General features: G+C 64.4%; 20 protein-coding genes and 1 pseudogene. 10 read left to right on the top strand and 11 right to left on the bottom strand.

What is annotated here, in order from left to right:
• Positions 1-166 precede the first annotated feature (166 nt).
• The gene (gene cls / locus H1204_RS07230) at positions 167-1606 is read left to right on the top strand and encodes a cardiolipin synthase (protein WP_180730561.1); all 1440 of its coding nucleotides are present in this window, start codon (positions 167-169) and stop codon (positions 1604-1606) included.
• A 7-nt stretch (positions 1607-1613) separates the two neighbouring features.
• On the opposite strand, the gene H1204_RS07225 is transcribed toward cls, so the two are convergent.
• Positions 1614-2105 (bottom strand): glutathione peroxidase, encoded by a 492-nt coding sequence (locus H1204_RS07225; protein ID WP_007580549.1) that lies wholly within the window; start codon positions 2103-2105, stop codon positions 1614-1616.
• Between the two features lie 127 nt (positions 2106-2232).
• Between H1204_RS07225 and H1204_RS07220 the strand changes: the two genes are divergently transcribed.
• Both H1204_RS07220 and H1204_RS07215 read left to right on the top strand, forming a co-directional pair.
• The gene (locus tag H1204_RS07220; RefSeq protein WP_180730560.1) at positions 2233-4170 is read left to right on the top strand and encodes an ATP-binding cassette domain-containing protein; all 1938 of its coding nucleotides are present in this window, start codon (positions 2233-2235) and stop codon (positions 4168-4170) included.
• 91 nt (positions 4171-4261) lie between these two features.
• A complete protein-coding gene (locus tag H1204_RS07215) occupies positions 4262-5314 on the top strand; it encodes a CaiB/BaiF CoA-transferase family protein (RefSeq protein WP_180730890.1) in 1053 nt (350 codons plus the stop codon).
• A gap of 36 nt (positions 5315-5350) precedes the next feature.
• Here the strand turns inward: H1204_RS07215 and H1204_RS07210 are convergent, their stop codons facing one another.
• From H1204_RS07210 to alr, 3 genes are all read right to left on the bottom strand, one after another.
• Positions 5351-5614, bottom strand: coding sequence for a DUF2866 domain-containing protein (locus tag H1204_RS07210; protein ID WP_180730559.1), 264 nt, complete (start codon positions 5612-5614; stop codon positions 5351-5353).
• Positions 5615-5753: 139 nt separating this feature from the next.
• On the bottom strand, positions 5754-7130 hold the full coding sequence (radA, locus tag H1204_RS07205) for a DNA repair protein RadA (RefSeq protein WP_180730558.1): 1377 nt from the start codon (positions 7128-7130) through the stop codon (positions 5754-5756).
• A 35-nt stretch (positions 7131-7165) separates the two neighbouring features.
• Complete coding sequence (gene alr / locus H1204_RS07200; protein ID WP_180730557.1) at positions 7166-8236, bottom strand: alanine racemase; 1071 nt, start codon at positions 8234-8236, stop codon at positions 7166-7168.
• Between the two features lie 219 nt (positions 8237-8455).
• On the opposite strand from alr, the gene lplT reads away from it, so the two are divergent.
• Together lplT and thiD are read left to right on the top strand one after the other, a co-directional pair.
• Positions 8456-9763, top strand: coding sequence for a lysophospholipid transporter LplT (lplT, locus tag H1204_RS07195; RefSeq protein ID WP_180730556.1), 1308 nt, complete (start codon positions 8456-8458; stop codon positions 9761-9763).
• Positions 9764-9848: 85 nt separating this feature from the next.
• Positions 9849-10655, top strand: coding sequence for a bifunctional hydroxymethylpyrimidine kinase/phosphomethylpyrimidine kinase (gene thiD / locus H1204_RS07190; RefSeq protein WP_180730555.1), 807 nt, complete (start codon positions 9849-9851; stop codon positions 10653-10655).
• A gap of 22 nt (positions 10656-10677) precedes the next feature.
• Here the strand turns inward: thiD and H1204_RS07185 are convergent, their stop codons facing one another.
• From H1204_RS07185 to tsaB, 4 genes are read right to left on the bottom strand one after another with little or no spacing between them, the layout of a single operon-like run.
• Complete coding sequence (locus H1204_RS07185) at positions 10678-11658, bottom strand: DUF1853 family protein (protein ID WP_180730554.1); 981 nt, start codon at positions 11656-11658, stop codon at positions 10678-10680.
• Positions 11655-12665, bottom strand: coding sequence for a uracil-DNA glycosylase (locus tag H1204_RS07180; RefSeq protein ID WP_180730553.1), 1011 nt, complete (start codon positions 12663-12665; stop codon positions 11655-11657). The genes H1204_RS07185 and H1204_RS07180 overlap by 4 nt, the downstream gene beginning before the upstream one ends.
• Complete coding sequence (gene rimI, locus H1204_RS07175) at positions 12652-13146, bottom strand: ribosomal protein S18-alanine N-acetyltransferase (RefSeq protein ID WP_180730552.1); 495 nt, start codon at positions 13144-13146, stop codon at positions 12652-12654. Before rimI ends, H1204_RS07180 begins: the two co-directional genes overlap by 14 nt.
• Positions 13143-14015 carry a tRNA (adenosine(37)-N6)-threonylcarbamoyltransferase complex dimerization subunit type 1 TsaB gene (gene tsaB, locus H1204_RS07170; RefSeq protein ID WP_180730551.1) on the bottom strand — a complete coding sequence of 291 codons (873 nt, stop codon included), beginning with the start codon at positions 14013-14015 and terminating at the stop codon, positions 13143-13145. The genes rimI and tsaB overlap by 4 nt, the downstream gene beginning before the upstream one ends.
• A gap of 170 nt (positions 14016-14185) precedes the next feature.
• On the opposite strand from tsaB, the gene H1204_RS07165 reads away from it, so the two are divergent.
• The gene (locus tag H1204_RS07165) at positions 14186-14455 is read left to right on the top strand and encodes an acyl-CoA-binding protein (protein WP_180730550.1); all 270 of its coding nucleotides are present in this window, start codon (positions 14186-14188) and stop codon (positions 14453-14455) included.
• Between the two features lie 423 nt (positions 14456-14878).
• Positions 14879-16540 carry a DEAD/DEAH box helicase gene (locus H1204_RS07160; RefSeq protein ID WP_180730549.1) on the top strand — a complete coding sequence of 554 codons (1662 nt, stop codon included), beginning with the start codon at positions 14879-14881 and terminating at the stop codon, positions 16538-16540.
• Between the two features lie 18 nt (positions 16541-16558).
• Here H1204_RS07160 and H1204_RS07155 read toward each other — a convergent pair whose 3' ends face one another.
• The gene (locus tag H1204_RS07155) at positions 16559-16729 is read right to left on the bottom strand and encodes a hypothetical protein (RefSeq protein ID WP_180730548.1); all 171 of its coding nucleotides are present in this window, start codon (positions 16727-16729) and stop codon (positions 16559-16561) included.
• A gap of 203 nt (positions 16730-16932) precedes the next feature.
• Here H1204_RS07155 and aceA point away from each other — a divergent pair, with 203 nt between their 5' ends.
• Positions 16933-18240, top strand: a complete 1308-nt coding sequence (aceA, locus tag H1204_RS07150; RefSeq protein WP_180730547.1) for an isocitrate lyase — start codon at positions 16933-16935, stop codon at positions 18238-18240.
• 314 nt (positions 18241-18554) lie between these two features.
• Here aceA and H1204_RS07145 read toward each other — a convergent pair whose 3' ends face one another.
• Both H1204_RS07145 and H1204_RS07140 read right to left on the bottom strand, forming a co-directional pair.
• On the bottom strand, positions 18555-18989 hold the full coding sequence (locus H1204_RS07145; RefSeq protein WP_007580518.1) for a universal stress protein: 435 nt from the start codon (positions 18987-18989) through the stop codon (positions 18555-18557).
• Positions 18990-19242: 253 nt separating this feature from the next.
• Entirely contained in the window at positions 19243-20145 is a 903-nt protein-coding gene (locus H1204_RS07140; RefSeq protein WP_007742223.1) for a LysR family transcriptional regulator, read from the bottom strand.
• Between the two features lie 151 nt (positions 20146-20296).
• Between H1204_RS07140 and H1204_RS07135 the strand changes: the two genes are divergently transcribed.
• Together H1204_RS07135 and aceB are read left to right on the top strand one after the other, a co-directional pair.
• Positions 20297-21085: a haloacid dehalogenase type II gene (locus tag H1204_RS07135; RefSeq protein ID WP_180730546.1), complete on the top strand. Its 789-nt coding sequence runs from the start codon at positions 20297-20299 to the stop codon at positions 21083-21085.
• Positions 21086-21158: 73 nt separating this feature from the next.
• A pseudogene (gene aceB, locus H1204_RS07130) lies at positions 21159-22750 on the top strand (malate synthase A).
• Positions 22751-22854: the final 104 nt, after the last annotated feature.

Here is a 22854-nt window from a genome sequence, read left to right as displayed (position 1 = left end):
GACGACGGGCTGACCGCGACGCGGGCGCTTTCGGTAATATGAGCGCGACCGCGCTGCTGTCGCCCGGTCATGTAGCCAAATACTGTAGCCAGTAAGCGAGCCCGGCCTCGACAAGTGCCGCCACGAAGTCAACCACGCGCAGCGGAAGGCCATCGCTCGCACGCTTATGCAATTCGATCTGCTTCACATCGGCACGCTCGTGTTTCTCGCCCACGCGCTGGGCGTGATCGCGGCTTGCCACGCCATCCTGCACACCCGCACATCGCAAGGCGCGATCGCGTGGGCGGTGTCGCTCGTCGCGATGCCGTATCTGACGCTGGTTCCGTATCTGTTCCTCGGCCGCAGCAAGTTCGCCGGTTACGCGGACGCGCGCCGCCTCGAGAACGAGACGCTGCGCACCCGCGCGCATCCGCCCGAGTGGGACACGGAAGCCTCGTCGCACGGCCGTCCGACGGAAGCGCTCGGCCATCATTTCGTGCGCTCGCTCACGCGCCTGTCCGGCATGCCATTTCTGCCGGATAACCATGTGCGCACGCTCGTGAACGGCGAAGCGACGTTCGCGGCGATTCTCGATGCGATCGAAAACGCGCAGCGCTACATCGTCGTGCAGTTCTTCATCGTGCGCGCCGACGCGCTCGGCGAGATGCTCAAGGACGCGCTGCTCGCGAAGGCCGCGCAAGGTTTGCGCGTGTACGTGCTGTACGACAGCATCGGCAGCTTCGACCTGCCGCATCGCTATGTCGCGTCGCTGCTCGCGGGCGGCGTGCAGATGCATCCGTTCGCGACGAACCGGCAATTCGTCAACCGTTTCCAGCTCAACTTCCGCAACCACCGCAAGATCGTCGTGGTGGACGGCGAGCGCGCGTTCGTCGGCGGACATAACGTCGGCGTCGAGTATCTGGGTGGTAAGCCGCCGCTGTCACCGTGGCGCGATACGCATATCGAAGTGCGCGGCCCCGCCGTCGCCAGCATCCAGTTCGTGTTCACGGAAGACTGGTACTGGGCCACCCAGGACTTGCCGCACTTCGACTCACCGCCGCCCGCGAGACCTGGCGACGGCATGCACTGCCTCGTCGTGCCGACGGGCCCGGCGGACAAACAGGAGACCTGCTCGCTGTTCTTCGTCGAAGCGATCAACGCGGCGCGCGAGCGTGTCTGGATCACCACGCCCTATCTCGTGCCCGACGAAGCCGTGTTCGCGGCCTTGCGGCTCGCGGCGCTGCGCGGCGTCGACGTGCGCATCCTGATTCCGAGCCGGCGCGATCACCGCGTCGTATTCGAGGCGTCGAAACTCTACGCGTACGACTCGATACGCGCGGGCGTGCGCATATTTCGCTACCGGCCGGGCTTTCTGCATCAGAAGGTGGTGCTGATCGACGACGTCGCGGCAGCCGTGGGCAGCGCGAATCTCGACAACCGGTCGTTCCGCCTGAACTTCGAGATCATGGTGCTGACCGTGGACCACGGCTTCGCGCTCGAAGTCGAAGAGATGCTGCTGCGCGACTTCGCCGAATCGTTCGAAATCGACCGCAGCGAGTATCGCAACGCGCCGGCGCTGCGGCGCGTGTTGATGCATGTCGCGCGGCTCTTCGCGCCGATCCTGTGACGCGCGCTTACAGCAGCGCTTCGATGTCGTCGGTGATCGTTTCGGGCTTCGTGGTGGGCGCGTAGCGCTTGACCACCTTGCCGCTGCGGTCGACGAGGAACTTCGTGAAGTTCCATTTGATCGCTTCGATGCCGAGCACGCCGGGCGCTTCATCCTTCAGATACTTGAACAGCGGATGCGCGTCCGAACCGTTCACGTCGATCTTGTCGAACATCTGGAACGTGACGCCATAGTTCTTCTCACAGAACGCACCGATCTGCGCCGCGTCGCCGGGTTCCTGCTTGCCGAACTGATTGCACGGAAAACCCAGCACCTCCAGCCCGCGCGCCGCGTACTGCTCGTGCAGCTTCTGCAAACCCGCGTATTGCGGCGTGAAACCGCACTCGCTCGCCGTATTGACGATCAGCATCACCTTGCCGTCGTAGCGGTCGAGACTGACCGGTTCGCCGCCCAGCGTGCTCGCCGAAAAGGAATAAATAGAAGTGTTGTCCGCTGCCATATTTCGCCCTCCAGGAATGTAGTTAGTGTAGGTGTTTCGATGCCGCGCGCCACCTGGCCGATCGGCCAATGCCTGAGCGCGCGCCGCGCAGTCTAAAATAGCGTTTTTCTTCGAGCCGGCCCCTGCTGTGATCCGTTTTAACCAGTTCAGTCTCGCGCGCGGCACGAAACCGCTCTTCGAACAAACCACCTTCACGCTCAATCCCGGCGAGAAGGCCGGTCTCGTGGGCGCTAACGGCGCGGGCAAATCCACGTTGTTCTCCGTGCTGCTCGGCGAACTGCACGCGGACGGCGGCGATGTCTCGATTCCGCCGTCGTGGCAGATCGCGCACGTCGCACAGGAAACGCCCGCCGCCGACAAGACCGCGCTCGACTACACGCTCGACGGCGACGCCGCCTTGCGCAAGATCGAGGCGCGCATTGCAGCCGCCTCCGCCGCGCACGACGGCGCGGCCGAAGGCGAAGCGCACGCCGCGTTTGCCGATGCCGACGGCTACACGGCGCCCGCGCGCGCCGAGGCGCTGCTGCTCGGCCTCGGCTTCACGCTCGAACAGACGCGCGCGAGCGTCGGCAGCTTCTCGGGCGGCTGGCGCATGCGCCTGAATCTCGCGCAGGCGCTGATGTGCCGCTCGGATCTGCTACTGCTCGACGAACCGACCAACCACCTGGATCTCGACGCAATCGTCTGGCTCGAAGACTGGCTGCACCGTTATCCGGGCACGCTGATCGTGATCTCGCACGACCGCGAATTTCTTGACTCGGTCTGTAATGTTACGCTGCATCTCGAGAACCAGCAGATCAAGCGGTACGGCGGCAACTACTCGCAGTTCGAAGTGCTGCGCGCGCAACAACTGGCGCTGCAACAGAGCGCTTACGAAAAGCAGCGCAAGACCATCGAGCATCTGCAGAGCTACGTCGACCGCTTCAAGGCGCAGGCGACGAAGGCGCGCCAGGCGCAAAGCCGCATGAAAGCGCTCGAAAAAATGGAACTGATCGCGCCCGCGCATATCGCGTCGCCGTTCACGTTCGAGTTCCGCGCGCCCAATTCCGCGCCCAATCCGATGATGGTGATGGAAGACGTGCGCTGCGGTTATCACGCGGTGGACGGCGGCGAGATTCCCATTGTCGATCGTGTCGCGCTGTCCATTCAGAACGGGCAGCGTATCGGCCTGCTCGGCGCGAACGGCCAAGGCAAGTCGACGCTGATCAAAACGCTCGCGGGAACGCTGGCGCCGCTCGGCGGTCATGTGCGCGAAGGCAAGGGCCTGCAGATCGGTTACTTCGCGCAGCATCAGCTGGAAACGCTGCGGCCCGACGATTCCCCATTGCAGCATCTGGGGCGGCTCGCACCGGACACGCGCGAACAGGAATTGCGCGATTTCCTCGGCAGCTTCAACTTCTCCGGCGACATGGCGACGGCCGCCATCGCGCCCTTCTCCGGCGGCGAAAAGGCGCGTCTCGCGCTGGCGCTGATCATCTGGCAGAAGCCGAACCTCTTGCTACTCGACGAGCCGACCAATCACCTCGACCTCGAAACGCGCCACGCACTCACCATGGCGCTCGCGCAGTTCGAAGGTACGCTGATTCTCGTGTCGCACGACCGGCATTTGCTGCGCGCCACCACGGACCAGTTTATGCTCGTCGCGAAGCACAAGCTGCAACCGTTCGACGGCGATCTCGACGACTATCGCGACTGGCTGCTGCAACATGCCGCCGAACAGCGCGCGGCGCTCAAGGCGGATGCTTCGAACGGCGACGCGAACGGCGCGGATGCCTCGGTCAATCGCAAGGAGCAGCGCCGTCTCGAAGCGGAAACACGCCAGAAGCTCGCGCATCTGAAGAAGCCGTTGCAGACTCGCATCGCGAAGATCGAAAAGGAAATGGATGCGCTGAACGCGGAAAAAACGACGCTCGACACCTTCGTCGCCGATCCCGCCAGCTACGCCGCCGAGCAAAAAACCAAGCTGACGGAAGCGATACGCCGTCAGGCAGATGTCAGCGCACGACTCGAAACGCTAGAAGCCGACTGGCTCGAAGCGCACGAGGAACTCGAACAAATCGGCTAACGGCCCCTTCGCCGCCGCGAAGGAACAGACAGGGAATCGAGGCCGCGCCAGCAATCGATGGGAGGGCTGGGCATTGTCGTCTACTGCCGCACTGAAGGGCTTGCGCGTGCTCGATCTGACACGCTTGTTGCCCGGTCCCGTCGCGACGCTCCGGCTCGCGGAAATGGGCGCCGACGTGTTGAAGATCGAAGCGCCCGGCGCCGGCGACGCGACCCGCACGATGATGCAAAGCAGCGCCGACCGCGTGGCGGGACGGCCCGGCGCGTTCTACCGGCTGGTGAATCGCGGCAAGCGCGAAACGCGGCTCGATCTGAAGTCCGAAGGCGGACGCACCGTGCTGATGGCGCTCGCGCGCGAAGCGGACGTGCTGATCGAAAGCTTCCGGCCCGGCGTGATGGAACGGCTCGGCCTCGGCTATGACGTGTTGCGCGTGATCAATCCCAAGCTCGTCTACTGCGCGATCTCGGGGTATGGCGCGGATGGGCCGTTCGCGCAGCTGGCCGGGCATGATCTGAATTACATCGGCTATGCGGGCGTGCTCGACCAGTTGGCGTCGCGCGATCGCGCTCCGATCGTGCCCAACTTCCAGATTGCGGATCTGCTCGGCGGCGCGCTGTCGGCGGTCAATCAGATTCTCGCGGCATTGTGGGCCGTGGCGCGCGGCGGTGATGGGCGGTTCGTCGATGTATCGATGGCGCATTGCACGTACGCGAACAACGTCGTCGCGCAAGTCGCGCTCGCCAACGACGGCACGGCGCCCGTCGCGGGCAGCAGCCTGCTCAATGGCGGCGTGCCCTGCTACAACCTGTATCGCACGCTCGACGGGCGCTGGCTCGCCGTCGGCGCGCTCGAACTCAAATTCTGGGAAACGCTGTGCATGGCGCTCGACCGCCCCGACTGGGCGACGCGCCACTGGAGCCTCGGCCAGGCGATCGCCGGACCGGACGCGGTGCAGCTGATCAAGGACATGGCCGACGTGATCGCCACTCGGACGCTCGACGAATGGGCCGCGCTGCTGGTGCCGCTGGATTGCTGCGTGTCGCCCGTGCTGACGCCGGCGGAAGCCGCCCAGCATCCGCTCTTCAATGCGGCCGTGCGCGAGGCGCTGATGGAGCAGCAGACCAGCGACGGGGAAGCGGACTAGGCGCCTGGCGGGCGCCGCAAAGACCGCGAGACCGCCTTAGCGCCGCGGCAAGGTCTGCCGTGGCTCCCGCTCGTCGTCGATCAACCGGTGCTTGCGGCCTTCAACGTGATGCCGGATGGTCGCCCGCACTTCGTCGGCCGTCACATCTTCCGCGACCACACGCCGCGAAATCTGCCCGGTCGTGTCGATCCACTCGACGATGCGGCAGCCGCCGCCCCAAAGCCCTTGAATGGGCGCGGATACGCGACAGCCGCGCAGGTTCGAGAGAAACTCGCCTGAGGATTCATGAGACTGTTTCAAGACGCTTCCTTTTTCCGCTCGTGACATTCCATTTCACGAGGATAGGGAAAACGAAAGTCGCTTGGGTTACAGCCGCGGTTGAGAAATTTACAGCGGATTACGCCAGAAAGCCGACGCGATCCGCCAACGTCCGCGGCGGCTATTCGAGCGTTCGGATACGGTCGATGGCCTGCTCGATGCGCTCGACGGCAATCACCTGCAATCCGTCGATGGCTTGCTTCGGCGCATTCGCCTTCGGAATCAGCGCAATCGAAAAGCCGAGTTTCGCGGCTTCCTTCAGACGTTCCTGACCGCGCGGCGACGGCCGGATCTCACCCGCCAATCCCACTTCGCCGAATACGATCAGTCCCTTCGGCAGCGGCTTGTTGCGCATCGACGAATGAATCGCGAGCAGCACGGCGAGGTCGGCGGCGGGTTCGGTGATCTTCACGCCGCCCACCGCGTTCAGGAACACGTCCTGATCGAAACAGGCGATGCCCGCGTGCTTGTGCAGCACGGCGAGCAACATGGCGAGACGGTTCTGTTCGAGGCCGACGGCGAGCCGGCGCGGATTCGGCACGTTCGCCGCGTCGACGAGCGCCTGCACTTCGACCAGCAGCGGCCGCGTGCCCTCTTGCGTGACCAGCACGCACGAGCCGGGCACGATCTGCTCGTGCTGCGACAGGAACAGCGCCGAGGGATTCGCGACGCCGCGCAGGCCGCGTTCCGTCATCGCGAACACGCCCAGCTCGTTGACGGCGCCGAAGCGGTTCTTGAACGCACGCACCAGCCGGAACGACGAATGTGTGTCGCCTTCGAAATACAGCACGGTATCGACGATATGCTCGAGCACACGCGGGCCCGCGAGGCTGCCCTCTTTCGTTACGTGCCCGACCATGATGATGGCCGTGCCCGATTGCTTGGCGACGCGCGTCAGTTGCGCCGCGCATTCGCGCACCTGCGCCACCGACCCAGGCGCCGACGTCAGCGCTTCCGAATAGATGGTCTGGATCGAGTCGATCACGGCGACGTCCGGCCTTTCGTCGGCGATGGTCGCCTGGATTTTCTCCAGCTGGATTTCGGCGAGCAGTTTCAGCTCGCTGGCATGCGAACCCGGTTCGAGCAGCGACAACCGTTGCGCGCGCAACGCAATCTGCGCCGCCGACTCCTCGCCGCTCACGTAGAGTGCGCGCCGCTCGCTGGCGATTTCCGCGAGCGACTGCAGCAGCAGAGTCGATTTGCCGATCCCCGGATCGCCGCCGATCAGCACCACGCCGCCCGCCACCAGCCCGCCGCCGAGCACGCGATCGAACTCGCCGACGCCCGTCGAGAAGCGCGGCACGTCCGACGCATGAATCTCGGCGAGCCGCTGGACCGGCTGGCTCTTGGCGAGCGCCTGAAAGCGGTGCGCGGAAGGCGACTCCGCAACCGATTCGACGAGTGTGTTCCACGCATTGCACGCAGGGCATTGGCCCTGCCACTTCGGTGACTGCCCGCCGCATTCCGTGCAGATGTACAACGTTTTTTGTTTAGCCAACTTGTTTTGTCACGCGTCGTTGTTCTTGATTGGGATTATTCGGCGCGCACGGGCACGCGCGGCGCGACGGCGCACATCAGCTCATAGCCGATCGTGCCGCATGACTGAGCAACGTCGTCGATGGGCAGTTGCGCGCCCCACAGCTCGACGCGCGAGCCGACGTTCGCCTGCGGACACGGCGTGAGATCGACGGTAATCATGTCCATCGACACACGCCCGACGATCCGCGTGCGGATGCCGTCGACGATCACGGGCGTGCCTTCCGGCGCAACACGCGGATAGCCGTCCGCGTAGCCACACGCCACGACGCCGACGCGCATGCCTGCGCGCGCGGTGAAAATCGAGCCGTAGCCGATCGTGCTGCCTTCCGTGAGCGTCTGCACGGCGATCAGTTCCGAACTCAGGGTCATCGCCGGTTGCAGGCCCGTGTCCTTGATCTCCGCGCTCAAGCCCGAAGGCGACGCGCCGTACAGCATCACGCCCGGGCGCACCCAGTCGAAATGCGCCTCCGGATACCAGAGCGTAGCGGCCGAATTGGACAGGCTGCGCGCGCCCGCGATGCCCTGCGCGCCGCGCTCGAACGCTTCCATCTGATGGGTGATGCCGCGCTCGCTGTCGGCGTCCGAGAAATGGGTCATCAACGTGATCTGACCCACGCCCTGGCAGGCCCGCGCGCGCTCCCACGCGGCGCGGAACTTCTCGGGCGTGTAGCCGAGCCGGTTCATGCCGCTGTTCATTTTCAGCTGGATATTGACGGGCTTGGACAGACGCGCCATTTCCAGCATGCGCAATTGCTCGTCCGAATGCAGCGCCGTGGTCAGGCTGTAGCGGTCGATCACGTCGATATCCGTCGGCCGGAAAAAGCCTTCGAGCAACAAAATTGGCCCGGCCCAGCCCAATTCACGCAACTTCACGGCTTCTTCGAGGTCGAGCAAACCAAAGCCGTCGGTTGCGCGCAAACCCGGGAACGCTCGCGCGAGCCCGTGACCGTAGGCGTTGGCCTTGACGACGGCCCAGATCTTGGACTTCGGCGCATAACGGCGGGCAACTGCGAGGTTATTGGCGAGGGCGGCGGTATGAATCGTGGCTGAGACTGGGCGCGGCATGGGATATTTTCGTAAAGACATTGTCGAATCAGTAGCTTACAGGGCGTTTGCAACGGCCCCGCGGCAACCACGACAATGCGATCAAGGATTCTGCTAGTCGGGATTCGGCTATTTTCGTGATATAAAGCCGTGCGCACAACCCATTTCGAACGGAATAAGCCCGGACGCACACCTCACGGCCGGGGCGGACAGACCGCAGCGAGGAAAGCATCGCATCAGATGAAAAAAGGTTTTTACACCATTATGGCCGCGCAGTTTTTTTCGTCGCTGGCCGACAATGCGCTTCTGATCGCTGCTATTGCACTGCTGAAAGATCTTCACGCCCCGAACTGGATGACGCCGCTGCTCAAGCTGTTTTTTGTGCTGTCGTACGTCGTGCTCGCGGCTTTTGTCGGCGCCTTCGCGGACTCCCGTCCGAAGGGCCGTGTGATGTTCGTGACCAATACGATCAAGGTGGTCGGTTGCCTCACGATGCTGATCGGCGCGCATCCGCTGCTGGCGTACGGCATCGTCGGCTTTGGCGCCGCCGCCTACTCGCCCGCCAAATACGGCATTCTCACCGAGCTGCTCCCGCCTGACCGCCTCGTCGCCGCGAACGGCTGGATTGAAGGCACGACCGTCGGCTCGATCATTCTCGGCACCGTGCTCGGCGGCGCACTGATCAGCCCGCATATTGCATCGCACGTCATCAAGCATACGCCGTCCGCGATCCATACGCCGGCCGAAGCCGCGATGCTCATCATCATCCTGATCTACATCATTGCCGCGCTCTTCAATCTGCGCATTCCCGACACGGGCGCCCGCTATCCGCGCCAGGCGCACGGACCGATCAAGCTCATCACTGATTTCGCCGACTGCTTTCTCGTGCTGTGGCGCGACAAGCTGGGCCAGATTTCGCTCGCCGTCACGACGCTGTTCTGGGGCGCGGGCGCGACGCTGCAGTTCATCGTGCTGAAGTGGGCGGAAGTGTCGCTCGGCATGTCGCTGTCGGAAGGCGCAATCCTGCAGGCCGTGGTCGCCGTGGGCGTCGCGGCGGGCGCGATGGTCGCCGCCGCGCGCGTGCCGTTGAAGAAGTCGCTGTCGGTGCTGCCCGTCGGCATCATCATGGGCATCGCGGTGATGCTGATGGCCTTCTATACGAAACATCTGTTTCCGTCGCACTGGGGCTTCTACTTCGGCAGGATGCACGTCCCCGGTTATCTGATCTTTGCCTATATCTTCCTGATGATCGTCGGTGCGCTGTCGGGGTTCTTCGTCGTACCGATGAACGCGCTGCTCCAGCATCGCGGGCACGTGCTGCTGTCGGCGGGTCACTCGATCGCCGTGCAGAACTTCAACGAAAATCTCTCCGTGCTCGTGATGCTGTGCCTGTACGCCGTGCTCGTGTGGCTCGACGTGCCCGTCGCGATCGTGATCGTGCTGTTCGGCACCTTCGTGTGCGTGATGATGTGGCTCGTGATGCGGCGCCATCAGGCGAACCAGCGCGCGTTCGATTCCGTGTCGCTGATCGGCGAAGCGCGGCACTGACGCCCGCCGCTTCCGCGCTTTCTCTGCCGCCGCGCATCCGTCTTCTTCCAGCGCGTCACGCGCGCTCCGCTTTTCAGGTTCTTCCATGACCCGACCGATTCCCAACGTCCTGACGATCGCCGGCTCCGACTCCGGCGGCGGCGCCGGCATTCAGGCCGATCTCAAGGCATTCTCGGCGCTCGGCGCGTACGGCGCGAGCGTGATCACCGCGTTGACGGCGCAGAACACGCGCGGCGTGACGGCCATCCACACGCCCGACCCTGGCTTCGTCACCGCGCAACTGGATGCCGTGTTCGACGACATCCGCATCGACGCGGTGAAGATCGGCATGCTGGCCAATGCGGGTATCGTGCGCGCCGTCGCCGACGCGCTGCGCCGTCATCAGCCGAAGCATGTGGTGCTCGACACCGTGATGATCTCGAAGAGCAATCACGCGCTGCTCGCACCCGAAGCCGTCGACGCCGTGCGCAGCGAACTGCTGCCGCTTGCCGATCTATTGACGCCAAACCTGCCGGAAGCCGCCGCGCTGCTCGGCACATCGAGCGCGACCGACGAAGCCGCGATGGTCGACCAGGGCGAAGCGCTGCGCAAGCTGGGCGCGCGCGCCGTGCTGATGAAAGGCGGCCACCTCGCCGCCGCCGACAGCCCCGACTGGCTGATCCAGGACAGCGGCACGATGCGCCTCGCCGGTCCGCGCGTGCCCGTCAAGAATACGCACGGCACGGGCTGCTCGTTGTCGTCGGCGATTGCGGCGCTGATTCCGCAGCGCGACGACCTCGCGAGCGCCGTCGCCGACGCGAAAGTCTGGTTGACGGGCGCGCTCGAACAGAGCGGCCGGCTCGACGTCGGTCATGGCGTCGGGCCGGTGCATCACTTCTATCGCTGGTGGTAGAACGCAGCCGCTGAGCGCTTCGTCAGCGGCCGGTCTGCTCGCGCGCAAATGCCTGCGCCTGCTCGGGCCAGTCGTCGGGCACGATGAAGCCGCGCGAGCGCTCGGTCCACAGTCCATCGGCACGCTCGACGAATGCCGCAACCATCGTCGGGCCCGTCTGTCGTACGAGTTGCTGCGCGAGCGCATCCGCTGATACGAAGCCCGTGGCGTGACGCCCATCGCGCACGCGCGGTGCGAGCCATTCGAGCCTCGGCAGCAGCATCCACGCATCGGCCTGCGTGCCGGAAAACGACGACCACTCAGCGCGCGTCGTCCACCAGCCACGCGCGTGTGTCGGATCGATTTCGACGGGGTCGCGCTCCGCGAGGCCATTCCGATAGAACAGCCAGCCCTTGACGAACATCTGCGGATCCCACGGACCGCGATGTCCGAGCGACGCAAACTCTTCGCGCGCGCTGAGCGGCAGTTGATGATCGAGCAGATGCGCGAGCTTCAGATCGAAGCGGTCCTGCAAATTCGGGCCGACGTAGTCGGCCAGTTCGCCGCGGCCGTCACCTGCGTGCAGATAACATTTCACGGCCAGTTCCCAATGCAGCCGCCTGCCCGCCCGCGTCTCGACAAGAAAATCGCACTCGCCGAGCGTGACGCCCGCGCGGCGCAACGCGACGTTCGCCGCGATCAGGCGCGCCGCCGGACCCTGCTGCAGAAACCATCCGAGCAGGCACTCGGCGTAGCGCCCGAGGCGAGTCACACGCGCCGCCGCAATATGCCGATGCAACGCGGCGGGGTCGGCATCCTGCGCTTCGAGCCAGTCCAGCGACGCAGCGACTTCATCGGGCGATTCGAACGGCGTCGCGAGCACGCCGGGCGGCCGTTGCGCGCGCAACAGGTCGGGACTGAACAGCAGCCATGCGATGTCGCGCACGGCGGCATCGGCGAGCGCATCGAGCCGGGCCGCTGACGGCGCCTCGAATGAAGCGGTCGACCCGGCGTCTTCGCTCATTTCGGCCCCTCTCCTTGCGCGGCAGCGTTGCGCCAGGTGTCGCGGGCAAGGCACAGGTCCTGCCAGGACTTCGCCTTGTCGCCGAGGCTGCGCAGCAGATACGCAGGATGGTAGGTGACGATGACGGGTACGCCTTCATACTCGTGAACGCGTCCGCGCAGCGACGAGATGCTCGCCTCCGTTTTCAGCAGGCTCTGTGCGGCGAAGCGCCCGAGCGCCACGATCAGCTTCGGCTTCACGAGCGCGACCTGACGTTGCAGATACGGCTCGCAACGTGCGACCTCGTCCGGTTCCGGATTGCGGTTGCCGGGCGGCCGGCACTTGATCACATTCGCGATGTAGACGTTCGTGCCGCGCGCGAGATCGAGCGAGTGCAGCATGTTGTCGAGCAGCTTGCCCGCCTGGCCGACGAACGGTTCGCCCTGCTTGTCCTCGTTCTCGCCGGGCGCTTCGCCGATCAGCATCCAGTCGGCTTCGCGATCGCCGACGCCGAACACCGTGTTGGTGCGCCGCTCGCACAGGCGGCAGCGTTCGCACGCCGACACGCGGGCTTCGAGCGCGGGCCAGTCGAGCGTGTCGATGGACGGCTGCGCGGGGCTGTCCGCTTTGGCTTCTATCTCCGACGTATGCGACAGCGGTTCGGCGGGAAGGTCATCGAACCAGGCGAAGTCGTCGTCGGACGATGGCGGTGTGATGTCCGATGCGGGAGGTGGCGCGCGGCGGGATTCGGGCGCATGCGCCTCTTGTGCTTCGGCTCGCGCGACGGGTTTGATTGCGGGCTCAACGATGTCGCCCGACTGCGCTTCGATCGAACCCGTTGTCCGGGCGCGAACCGTTTCGTCGCTTCCGGCCGTGTCCCTATCGGCGCGTGCAAGCGGCGCTTCGCTCACCACGGCATCGGCGGCGCTTTCCGGTGCAGGCTCGACAGCCGCGCCCTGCGCGATCCCGCGACGCACCCACATCGGCGCCAGGCCGAGTTCTTCCAATGCCGATTCATGCAGCGCCATCTGCGCCCTCCTTCACGAAACTGAAACGCATGACGATGGCGTCCTCCCGGCTGCGATGACGCGCCGGATAATAGTTCTTACGACGGCCAATCGACGTAAAGCCAAAGCGCTCGTACAGCTTGATCGCGCGATGGTTCGACGGCCGCACTTCAAGCAGCATGCCTGCGAGCTTTTCGCCGCGCGTGACACGCACGGCTTCGCGCAGCAGCGCGAGCCCCGCGCCCGCATGCTGCGCCACAGGCGCGACACACAGATTCAACAGATGCATTTCATCGACGACGGGCATCAGCACGCAATAGCCGATCAGCGTACCCGTCACGTGCCGCAGGCACATGCCGAAGTAGCCGTTGCGCAGCGAGTCTTCGAAGTTGCCCCGGCTCCATGGAAATTCATAAGCGAGCTTTTCGACGGCGGCGACCTCATCGAGATCGCCTTCCGTCATCGGCGACATGTAACGGTCCGCCAACAACACACCGCTCATCGCGTGCCCTCGTCGTGCGCGGTTTGGGCCGCCTGGCCCGTTTTACCAGATTTACCAGCTTCGGACTCGTTGCCCGGCTGCCCCTTCAGCGCTGCCGCTGCCTGCACTTGCGCCGCTTTCGCGGCCATGCGCTCTTCCGTGGTCTGCGCAACCTTGTCGCGGATGTACTCCGGCGCGGCCTGGTCGGCGGGCAGCGTGCGGCCCGCGCGGAACGCCCGCAGCGCGGCGAACGCAACCGGCAAGGCGTGCGGCACGGCTTCCCGGTCGACGCTGCGCGCCGCCGACGCAGCGTTCAGACGCTCGCCAAAAGCGGCTGCAGCGTTGCCAGCGAGGGTGAACGGCTGATCCGGCAATGCGAGCGCATCCGGCGCGCCAAGCGAAGCGTGATGAACCGTGCGCCATTCGCCCGCGCCGTCGTCCCACGCGTAGTCGGCCCAATAGACCTCGTCCATGCGGGCGTCGAGCGCGGCGAGCACGCGTACCGCCGACGGATCGCGGAGCCGTACGCTTTCGGCGCACGCGAGCAGCGTGCCGATCGGCACCACCGGGCAATTCAGGCCGAACGCGAGACCCTGCGCGACGCCCGTCGCGGTGCGCAAGCCCGTGAACGAGCCGGGACCCGAGCCGAACGCGATCGCGTCGCAATCGGCGAGCGCGAGACCCGCTTCGTCGAACAGTTCGCGGATGGCAGGCAGAAGCCGCGTGCTGGAGACGGCGCCCGTCGCTTCGTGACGCGTCCATACGCGCGGTGAAGACGCAGGCGCATCCGATTCGGCCGATGACGCAGCGTCGGCGGATTCGGCGGACAGGAGTGCGACCGAGCAGAATTCGGTCGAAGTATCGAGGGCAAGCAGCACGATTTTCGTCATGACCGCTATTGTAATGCGGCACCCTGCGTCGCCGGATGCGAACAAAACCCGACGCGTGCCCAACAGCCGCGCCCGACGTTTGGAAGAATCGCTCCAGCCGCGCGTGGCCGCGCGCCGCGCATCGCTTGTTATGATCGACGCCCTATCTCGAACAAAGCATGGAGAATCTGATGAGCGACGTGGACGGTCTCTTCGCCAAGGCGCAGGAAGATGTGAAGCAACTGCCGGAGCGTCCGGGCAATCTCACGCTGCTGCGCCTGTACGCGCTCTTCAAGCAGGCCACCGACGGCGACGTGCATGGCGACAAGCCCGGCTTCACGGATATCGTCGGCAAGTACAAGTACGATGCGTGGGCCGCGCTGCAAGGCACCCCGCCGGAAACAGCGCGCCAGCAATATGTCGAGCTGGTCGAATCGCTGAAAATCGGTACGGCGGCCTGATACGAAACGCGTCGGAGGGGCGCGGCCAAGCATCCATTCTTCTTACGAATTAACCCCTTTAATTCGGAAAGTTCTTAACGGTGGCGCGGTGCAGCAAAAATCGGTATAATGCTGGCTGCGCTTCACCGCTTATGTCCGGTCTGTTCCGGAGACGCTGCGGAAAAGCGTCTCGTAGCGTTTTGCTCCAATCCAGTTTAGAACCTGTCCCCTCCTGCATGGCCCTACGGGCCGTCAAGTCCAGGCTGGCGGCACGCCAATTCCGGCATGTCGCATTCGATACAGCTTCTAACGAGAAACTCGCCTTCATTGTTGCGAGTTGCCCCCGTTTTTCGATTTGCTCGCTGATTTTTTGCTCGCTGAATCCGACGACTTGGGTATGCCGATTGGCGCCGACGTGTTACTTCCCATGTTTCAAGGATTCTCATGACTTCGAGCAATACCACCAGCCCGCTGAACGCCATCGCCGAACAAGCCCTCGGTCTCGACACGCCGGAAACGGCCGTGCAAGCCGTTGAAGCTGAAGGCCCGACGTTCGCTGAGCTGGGTCTGTCGGCGGACATCGTCTCTGCGCTGACGGCAGCCGGCTACAAGACGCCGACGCCCGTGCAGCAGCGCGCCATCCCTGCCGGCATCGCGGGCCGCGATCTGCTGGTGTCGAGCCCGACGGGTTCGGGCAAGACGGCGGCGTTCATGCTGCCCGCCATCGAGCGCTTCGCGCAGCTGCAAAAAAACCAGGCCAGTCAACCGCGCGAGCCGCGCAGCGACAGCAACGCCGGTGGCCGTGGCCGCCGTCCGATGCCCGTCGCGCGTCCGGGCCTGCTCGTCCTCACGCCGACTCGCGAACTCGCGATGCAGGTGACGACGGCAGCGTCCACGTACGGCAAGCACCTCAAGCGTCTGCGCACCGTCAGCATTCTGGGCGGCGTCGCTTACGGCCAGCAGTTGATGCTGCTGGCGAAGAACCCCGAAATCCTGGTCGCCACGCCGGGCCGTCTGCTCGACCACCTGGAACGCGGCCGTATCGACCTGTCGCAACTGCAGATGCTCGTGCTCGACGAAGCTGACCGCATGCTCGACATGGGCTTCATCGACGACATCGAAACGATCGTTGCCGCAACGCCTGCGACACGCCAAACGATGCTGTTCTCGGCCACGCTCGACGGCAAGATCGGTTCGCTGACGGGCCGTCTGCTGAAAGATCCGGAGCGTATCGAGATCGTCCAGCGCATGGAACAGCGCACGAACATCGCGCAAACCGTGCATTACGTCGACGACCGCGATCACAAGGACCGTCTGCTCGACCATCTGCTGCGCGCCGACGGCCTCGACCAGGCGATCGTCTTCACGGCGACGAAGAGCGACGCCGACTCGCTGGCCGGCCGTCTGGCCGACGCCGGTTTCGAATCGGCTGCGCTGCACGGCGACCTGCCGCAAGGCGCGCGTAACCGCACGATCCGCGCACTGCGCGAGCGCCGTGTGCGCGTGCTGGTGGCGACGGACGTCGCTGCGCGTGGTATCGACATTCCCGGCATCACGCACGTGTTCAACTACGACCTGCCGAAGTTCGCTGAAGACTACGTGCACCGTATCGGCCGTACGGGCCGCGCGGGCCGCTCGGGCATCGCGGTGAGCCTCGTGCATCACGCCGAACAGGGCGCGCTGAAGCGCATCGAGCGTTTCGTGCGTTCGCCGCTGCCCGTCAACGTGGTGGAAGGCTTCGAGCCGCGCAAGTCCCCGCCGGCTAACGGCCGCGGTGGTTTCGGCGGCGGCCGTGGCCGTCCGGGCGGCGGCAATGGCGGCCGACGCTTCGGTAGCGGCGGCGGCAAGCCGGGCTATGGTGGTTCGCGTGACGGCAACGGCGGCGGCAATGGCGGCGGCTACGGCGCGCCGCGCGAAGCCGGCAGCGGCGGTGGTCGCAGCTGGGGCAACAACAAGCCGGCAGGCGGTTCGCGTGAAGGCGGCTTCGGCGGTGGCAACCGTGAAGGCGGCTATCGAGGCGGCAATCGCGAAGGCGGTTACTCGCGCGACGGTGGTTACGGCGCTCGCCGCAACGACGGCCCGCGCAACACACGCCGCGGCGACTGATTGTCAGCACGGGCGCTCTCACGGCGCCCGATCTGCGCAGGCGAAACCTGCCGCATCCCGAAAACCGACGCCCCAGCGTCGGTTTTTTTTCGCCTCAGCCATCATTTCACGATGCGAAAAATTTTTTTGCGTCGTAAAAAATCGTGTTGCACGGCACAACAGGCGCCGTTGCAACATGGAAAATTCCATTTCTCATTGCGAAATGTTTTAGTTAACTCATTGAAAAATTTAAAGTAAAAATCGCCGAAAAAGCCTTGATGGTGTCTGGTCCGCCTAGAGCCTTCGGCCTAGACTCTTATATAAGACCTCACGAAACGAAACGCCTTCGGCGGTCTCGCTTCGCGGAGGTCACGAGTCCACCGAACCCTCTTACAAGGCAAAGGGAGCACACCATGACGCGCAACGACCAGGCAAAGCAGCTTCAACAACAATGGGAAACGGACAGCCGCTGGAAGGCCATCAAGCGCAGCTTCACCGCGGAAGACGTGGTGCGCCTGCGTGGCTCGCTGCAAGCCGAGCACACCATCGCCCGTCACGGCGCTGAAAAGCTGTGGAATGACATGCATGAACAGCCGTTCGTCAACGCGCTCGGCGCGCTGACGGGCAATCAGGCGATGCAGCAGGTCAAGGCCGGCCTGAAGGCGATCTATCTGTCGGGCTGGCAGGTTGCGGGCGACGCCAACGTGGCAGGTGAAATGTATCCCGACCAGTCGCTATATCCGGCGAACTCGGTGCCGCTCGTCGTGAAGCGCATCAACAACACGCTCACGCGCGCTGACCAGATCCAGTGGTCAGAAGGCAAGAATCCCGGCGACGAAGGTTATATCGATTACTTCGCGCCGATCGTCGCGGACGCGGAAGCCGGGTTCGGCGGCGTGCTGAACGCGTTCGAACTGATGAAGGCGATGATCGAAGCGGGCGCGGCGGGCGTGCACTTCGAAGACCAGCTGGCGTCCGTCAAGAAGTGCGGCCACATGGGCGGCAAGGTGCTCGTGCCGACGCGCGAAAACATCGCGAAACTGACGGCCGCGCGTCTGGCCGCCGACGTCTGCGGCGTGCCGACCGTGCTGATCGCCCGCACCGACGCGGAAGCCGCCGACCTGATCACGTCGGACGTCGATGACAACGACAAGCCGTTCCTCACGGGCGAGCGCACGGTGGAAGGTTTCTTCCGCACGAAGCCGGGCCTCGAACAAGCCGTGTCGCGCGGCCTCGCGTATGCGCCGTACGCCGATCTGATCTGGTGCGAGACGGGCAAGCCGGATCTCGAGTACGCGAAGAAATTCGCTGAAGCGATCCACAAGCAGTTCCCCGGCAAGATGCTGTCGTACAACTGCTCGCCGTCGTTCAACTGGAAGAAGAACCTCGACGACGCGACGATCGCCAAGTTCCAGAAGGAACTCGGCGCAATGGGCTACAAGTTCCAGTTCATCACGCTCGCCGGCTTCCACGCGCTGAACTATTCGATGTTCAACCTCGCGCACGGCTACGCGCGCCAGCAGATGAGCGCGTTCGTCGAACTGCAGCAGGCCGAGTTCGCCGCCGCCGAAAAGGGCTTCACGGCCGTGAAGCACCAGCGCGAAGTCGGTACGGGCTACTTCGACGCCGTCACGCAGACGGTTGAGCGCGATGCGTCGACGACTGCGCTGCACGGATCGACGGAAGACGAACAGTTCTTCGACAACAAGAAGGTCGCCTGAAGCGTCTGACGTCCTCCGGCGTCGGCGGATTCAACGGTCGGAAGATACGCGCCTCTCACTCGCAGCATCGTGAAAAACGGCCCCACAGAGGGCCGATTTCCATCACTTCCAGGGAGGAAAGTCGGGCGGCGTGTCCATGACGCCCGATATGAATGAGACGAACCTGAGAGAGAACTTAAAAGACACACTCGACGGCAAGCCGCATCAGGCTGCTGCCATCACAAATCGCGCGCCGGCTATCCGCTGGCGCGCGCTTTTTCAGATGCACCAGACGAAGATCCGGCATCCGCAAAGACCTCGGGCGAGAGCGCCTATCACCGATAGACAATCACCGGAATCTTCGTATGCGTGAGCACGCGCTGCGTCTCGCTGCCGATCAGCAGACTGCCGAGTCCACGCCGCCCATGCGACGCCATGAAGATCACGTCACAGCCGCCCGACTCGGCCGCTTCGATGATGCCCAGATACGGCGACGGATGCACGCTGGTCTGGCTCGTGCATTCGACACCCGCGCCGCGCGCGGCCTCCTCGACTTCCTGCAGATGCTGGCGCGCCTCGCGCTCGCTGCGGTCCTGAAAGTCCACGGGCGGCTCGATCACGACTTCGGAAAACGGCGAGTACGGATATTGCGGCAGGCACGCGTACGCCGTCACGCGCGCGCCGACGGCCTGGGCGAGATCGATCGCGCCGTCGATCGCTTTCTTCGACAGGTCCGAACCATCCGTCGGAACGAGGATGTGCTTGAACATGGTGCCCTCCGTCGTCGACTGCAGGTGTGGAATGCGCGCCCATGCCATTCGCGGCCTCGCAACCTGGCGAGCAGGAACGCGAACGCCAGCATACGCGTGCAACCGCCTGCGCCGCAGCGGTTGCGATGCCGCGCGGCGGGCTGTCAGAACGATTGTAGTGCGCCGAAAAGTCCCGCAAGCGGCGCGTGCGGGCATGTCCGCATATCGGAAACCCGCGCGCGAACCGGGCTTCGCAGCACGGCGCGCGCTGCGCTCAGCCCCAATACGCGGGATTGCCGTACGTGTGCTTGAGGAAATCGAGGAAAAGACGCACGCGCAACGGCAGATGCCGCCGCTGCGGAAACACCGCGTGAATGCCGATGGGCGGCGCGGCGAAATCGTCGAGCACGCTGACGAGGCGCCCCGCCGCGATATCCATGCCGACTTCCCACCACGAGCGCCACGCGAGCCCATAGCCTTCCAGACACCATTCGTGGAGCACCGCGCCGTCCGAGCATTCCATCGTGCCCGACACCTTGATCGTGACGACCTTGTCGCCCTGCTGGAACACCCAGCCGCGCTGCTGGTTCGCGCTTGCGCCGAGCGCAAGACAGTTGTGATGCGCGAGATCGGCGAGCGTCTGCGGTGCCGGGCGGTGTGCAAGGTAAGTCGGCGATGCGACGCATACGCGCTTGTTCTCACCGAGTCTCAGCGAGACTAGCGACGAATCCGGCAATTCACCCAGCCGTATCGCGCAGTCGAATCCTTCGTTGACGAGATCGACCATGCGATCGGACAGATCAAGAGAAATCGACACATCGGGATGCGCAACGGTAAACGCGGGCACCAGCGGCGCGACGTGCCGCCGCCCGAACCCTGCGGGCGCCGACAAGCGCAGATGGCCGCTCGCCTTCACGCCGCCCGCCGACACGCTCGCCTCGGCGTTCTGCATGTCGTGAATGATGCGCTGACAGTCTTCGAGAAACGCCGAGCCTTCGTAGGTCAGCGTAATGCGGCGCGTGGTGCGCACGAGCAGCTTGACGCCGAGCCGTTCTTCGAGCGCGTCGATGCGGCGTCCGATGATCGCGGGCGCGACGCCTTCGGACTGCGCCGCCGCCGACAGGCTGCCACGCGCCGCGACAGTCACGAAAGTCTCGATCTGTTTGAATCGGTCCACGGCGGATGATGGCGCGCATCGATCGCGCACGAATAAGAGGTCGCGTCAGATTAGGGTGATGAAAGTAAAAGATCAAGTGATCTTTAGAGTCTTTTTTAGCACAAGCCGTCACGAATAGAATTGATCCTGACCTCTGATGGAGCGCAAGGCAATGTCGGCCACAACGACACTCTTCCCCAAGGCAGTGATTTTCGACGCATACGGCACGCTGTTCGACGTGCATTCCGTCGTCGCTGCCGCGGAGCAGATGTTTCCGGGCCACGGCGATGCGCTTTCGCAGTTGTGGCGGCAAAAACAGATCGAATACACGCAGTTGCGCACGGCCTCCGATCCCGCCGGTGCGCGCTACGAGCCGTTCTGGAACATCACGCTCGACGCGCTGCGTTTCTCCGCGCGCAAGCTCGGCCTCACGTTGAACGCGGCCGGCGAAAAACGCCTGATGGACGAATACGCGTGCCTGTCCGCGTTTCCCGACGTGCTGCCCGCGTTGCGCCAATTGCGCGACGCGCGTACGGCGGGGCGCAACGAGCCGATCGGTCTCGCGATCCTGTCGAACGGTAATCCGCAGATGCTCGACATCGCGGTGAAGAGCGCGGGCATGTCCGGACTGTTCGATCACGTGCTGTCGGTGGACGCCGTGCGCGCGTTCAAGCCCGCGCCTGCGACCTATGCGCTCGGCACACAGGCGTTCGGCGCGGCTGCGCGCGAGATCGTGTTCGTGTCGTCGAACGGCTGGGACGCGAGCGGAGCGAACTGGTTCGGCTACACCGTGTTCTGGCTGAACCGTCAGGGCGCGCCCGCCGAAGAACTGGGCGTCGCGCCGCACGGCACAGGCAGGAGCATGAGCGATTTGATGACGTTTATCGAACACCCAACGTCGTCCGGAAAACCAGCGAAACGGGAAACAAGCAGCCGCACGCGCCACAGCCCTGGCGCATGACGGCAGCGAACCCCGTGAAGCAACGCAGTGGCATCACCACGCATTTTTGAAACTGACCGACCAAGGAGAAATCATGGCGAACACGTTGTCGCTCCCGCAGGGCATGACCATCACCGGCGAGATCAAGCCTGGCTTCGAAGCGATTCTGACGCCGCAAGCCCTCGAACTCGTCGCGAGCCTGCACCGGACGTTCGAGCCGCGTCGCCAGCAACTGCTGAAAGCGCGCGCCCAGCGTGCGCAGCGTCTCGACGCGGGCGAGCGCCCTGACTTCCTCGCCGAGACGAAGAGCATCCGCGAAGGCGACTGGACCATCGCCCCGCTGCCGCAGGATCTGCAACGCCGACGCGTCGAGATCACGGGTCCCGTCGATCGCAAGATGATCATCAACGCGCTGAACTCCGGCGCGGACTCGTACATGACCGATTTCGAGGATTCGAATGCGCCGAGCTGGGATAACCAGATCACAGGCCATATCAACCTGAAGGAAGCGGTGCGCCGCACGATCTCGCTGGAGCAGAACGGCAAGTCGTACAAGCTGAACGACAACATCGCGACGCTGATCGTGCGTCCGCGCGGCTGGCATCTCGACGAGAAACATGTGAGCGTCGACGGCCAGCGCGTGTCGGGCGGCATCTTCGACTTCGCGCTGTTCCTGCATCACAACGCGAAGGAGCAACTGTCGCGCGGTACGGGCCCTACTTCTATCTGCCGAAGCTGGAGAGCCATCTCGAAGCGCGTCTGTGGAACGACATCTTCGCTGCTGCGCAGGAAGCCGTGGGTGTCCCGCGCGGCACGATTCGCGCGACCGTGCTGATCGAAACGATCCTGGCTGCGTTCGAAATGGATGAGATCCTGTATGAACTGCGTGAACACAGCTCGGGGCTGAACGCTGGGCGTTGGGACTATATCTTCTCGGCGATCAAGAAGTTCAAGAACGACAAGGACTTCTGCCTGGCCGACCGCTCGCAGATCACGATGACCGTGCCGTTCATGCGCGCGTACGCGCTGCAACTGCTGAAGACATGCCACCGCCGCAATGCGCCTGCCATCGGCGGCATGAGCGCGCTGATTCCGATCAAAAGCGACGCGGCCGCGAACGACAAGGCAATGGCCGGCGTGCGCTCGGACAAGGCGCGCGACGCGACGGACGGCTATGACGGCGGCTGGGTCGCGCACCCGGGACTCGTGCCCATCGCGATGGAAGAGTTCGTGAAGGTGCTCGGCGACAAGCCGAATCAGATCGGCAAGCAACGCGCCGACGTGCAGGTGACGGGCAAGGATCTGCTCGATTTCCGTCCTGAAGCGCCCATCACCGAGGCGGGACTGCGCAACAACATCAACGTCGGCATTCACTACCTCGGCTCGTGGCTGGCGGGCAACGGCTGCGTTCCCATTCACAACCTGATGGAAGACGCGGCGACGGCGGAAATCTCGCGCTCGCAGGTGTGGCAGTGGATCCGCTCGCCGAAAGGCAAGCTCGACGATGGCCGCAAGGTGACAGCCGAACTCGTGCGCGACCTGACGGCACAGGAACTCGACAAGGTGAAAGCCTCGATTACCGGCGATACGAAACCGTACGATCGCGCCGCGCAGATCTTCAGCGACATGTCGACGTCGGAGAATTTCACCGAGTTCCTGACGCTGCCGCTTTACGAAGAACTCTGAGCCACGCAATGGCTCGATAGTTGACCGACCGGGATGGCCTGGCGGGCGTTATGCCTGCTGGGCCATTCTTTTATCGGCTGCGTTTTGCCGATTGCGGCGCCGCC

This window comes from Paraburkholderia sp. PGU19, assembly GCF_013426915.1.
Lineage (GTDB): Bacteria > Pseudomonadota > Gammaproteobacteria > Burkholderiales > Burkholderiaceae > Paraburkholderia.
This window is presented reverse-complemented; position numbering and strand designations above follow the sequence as displayed.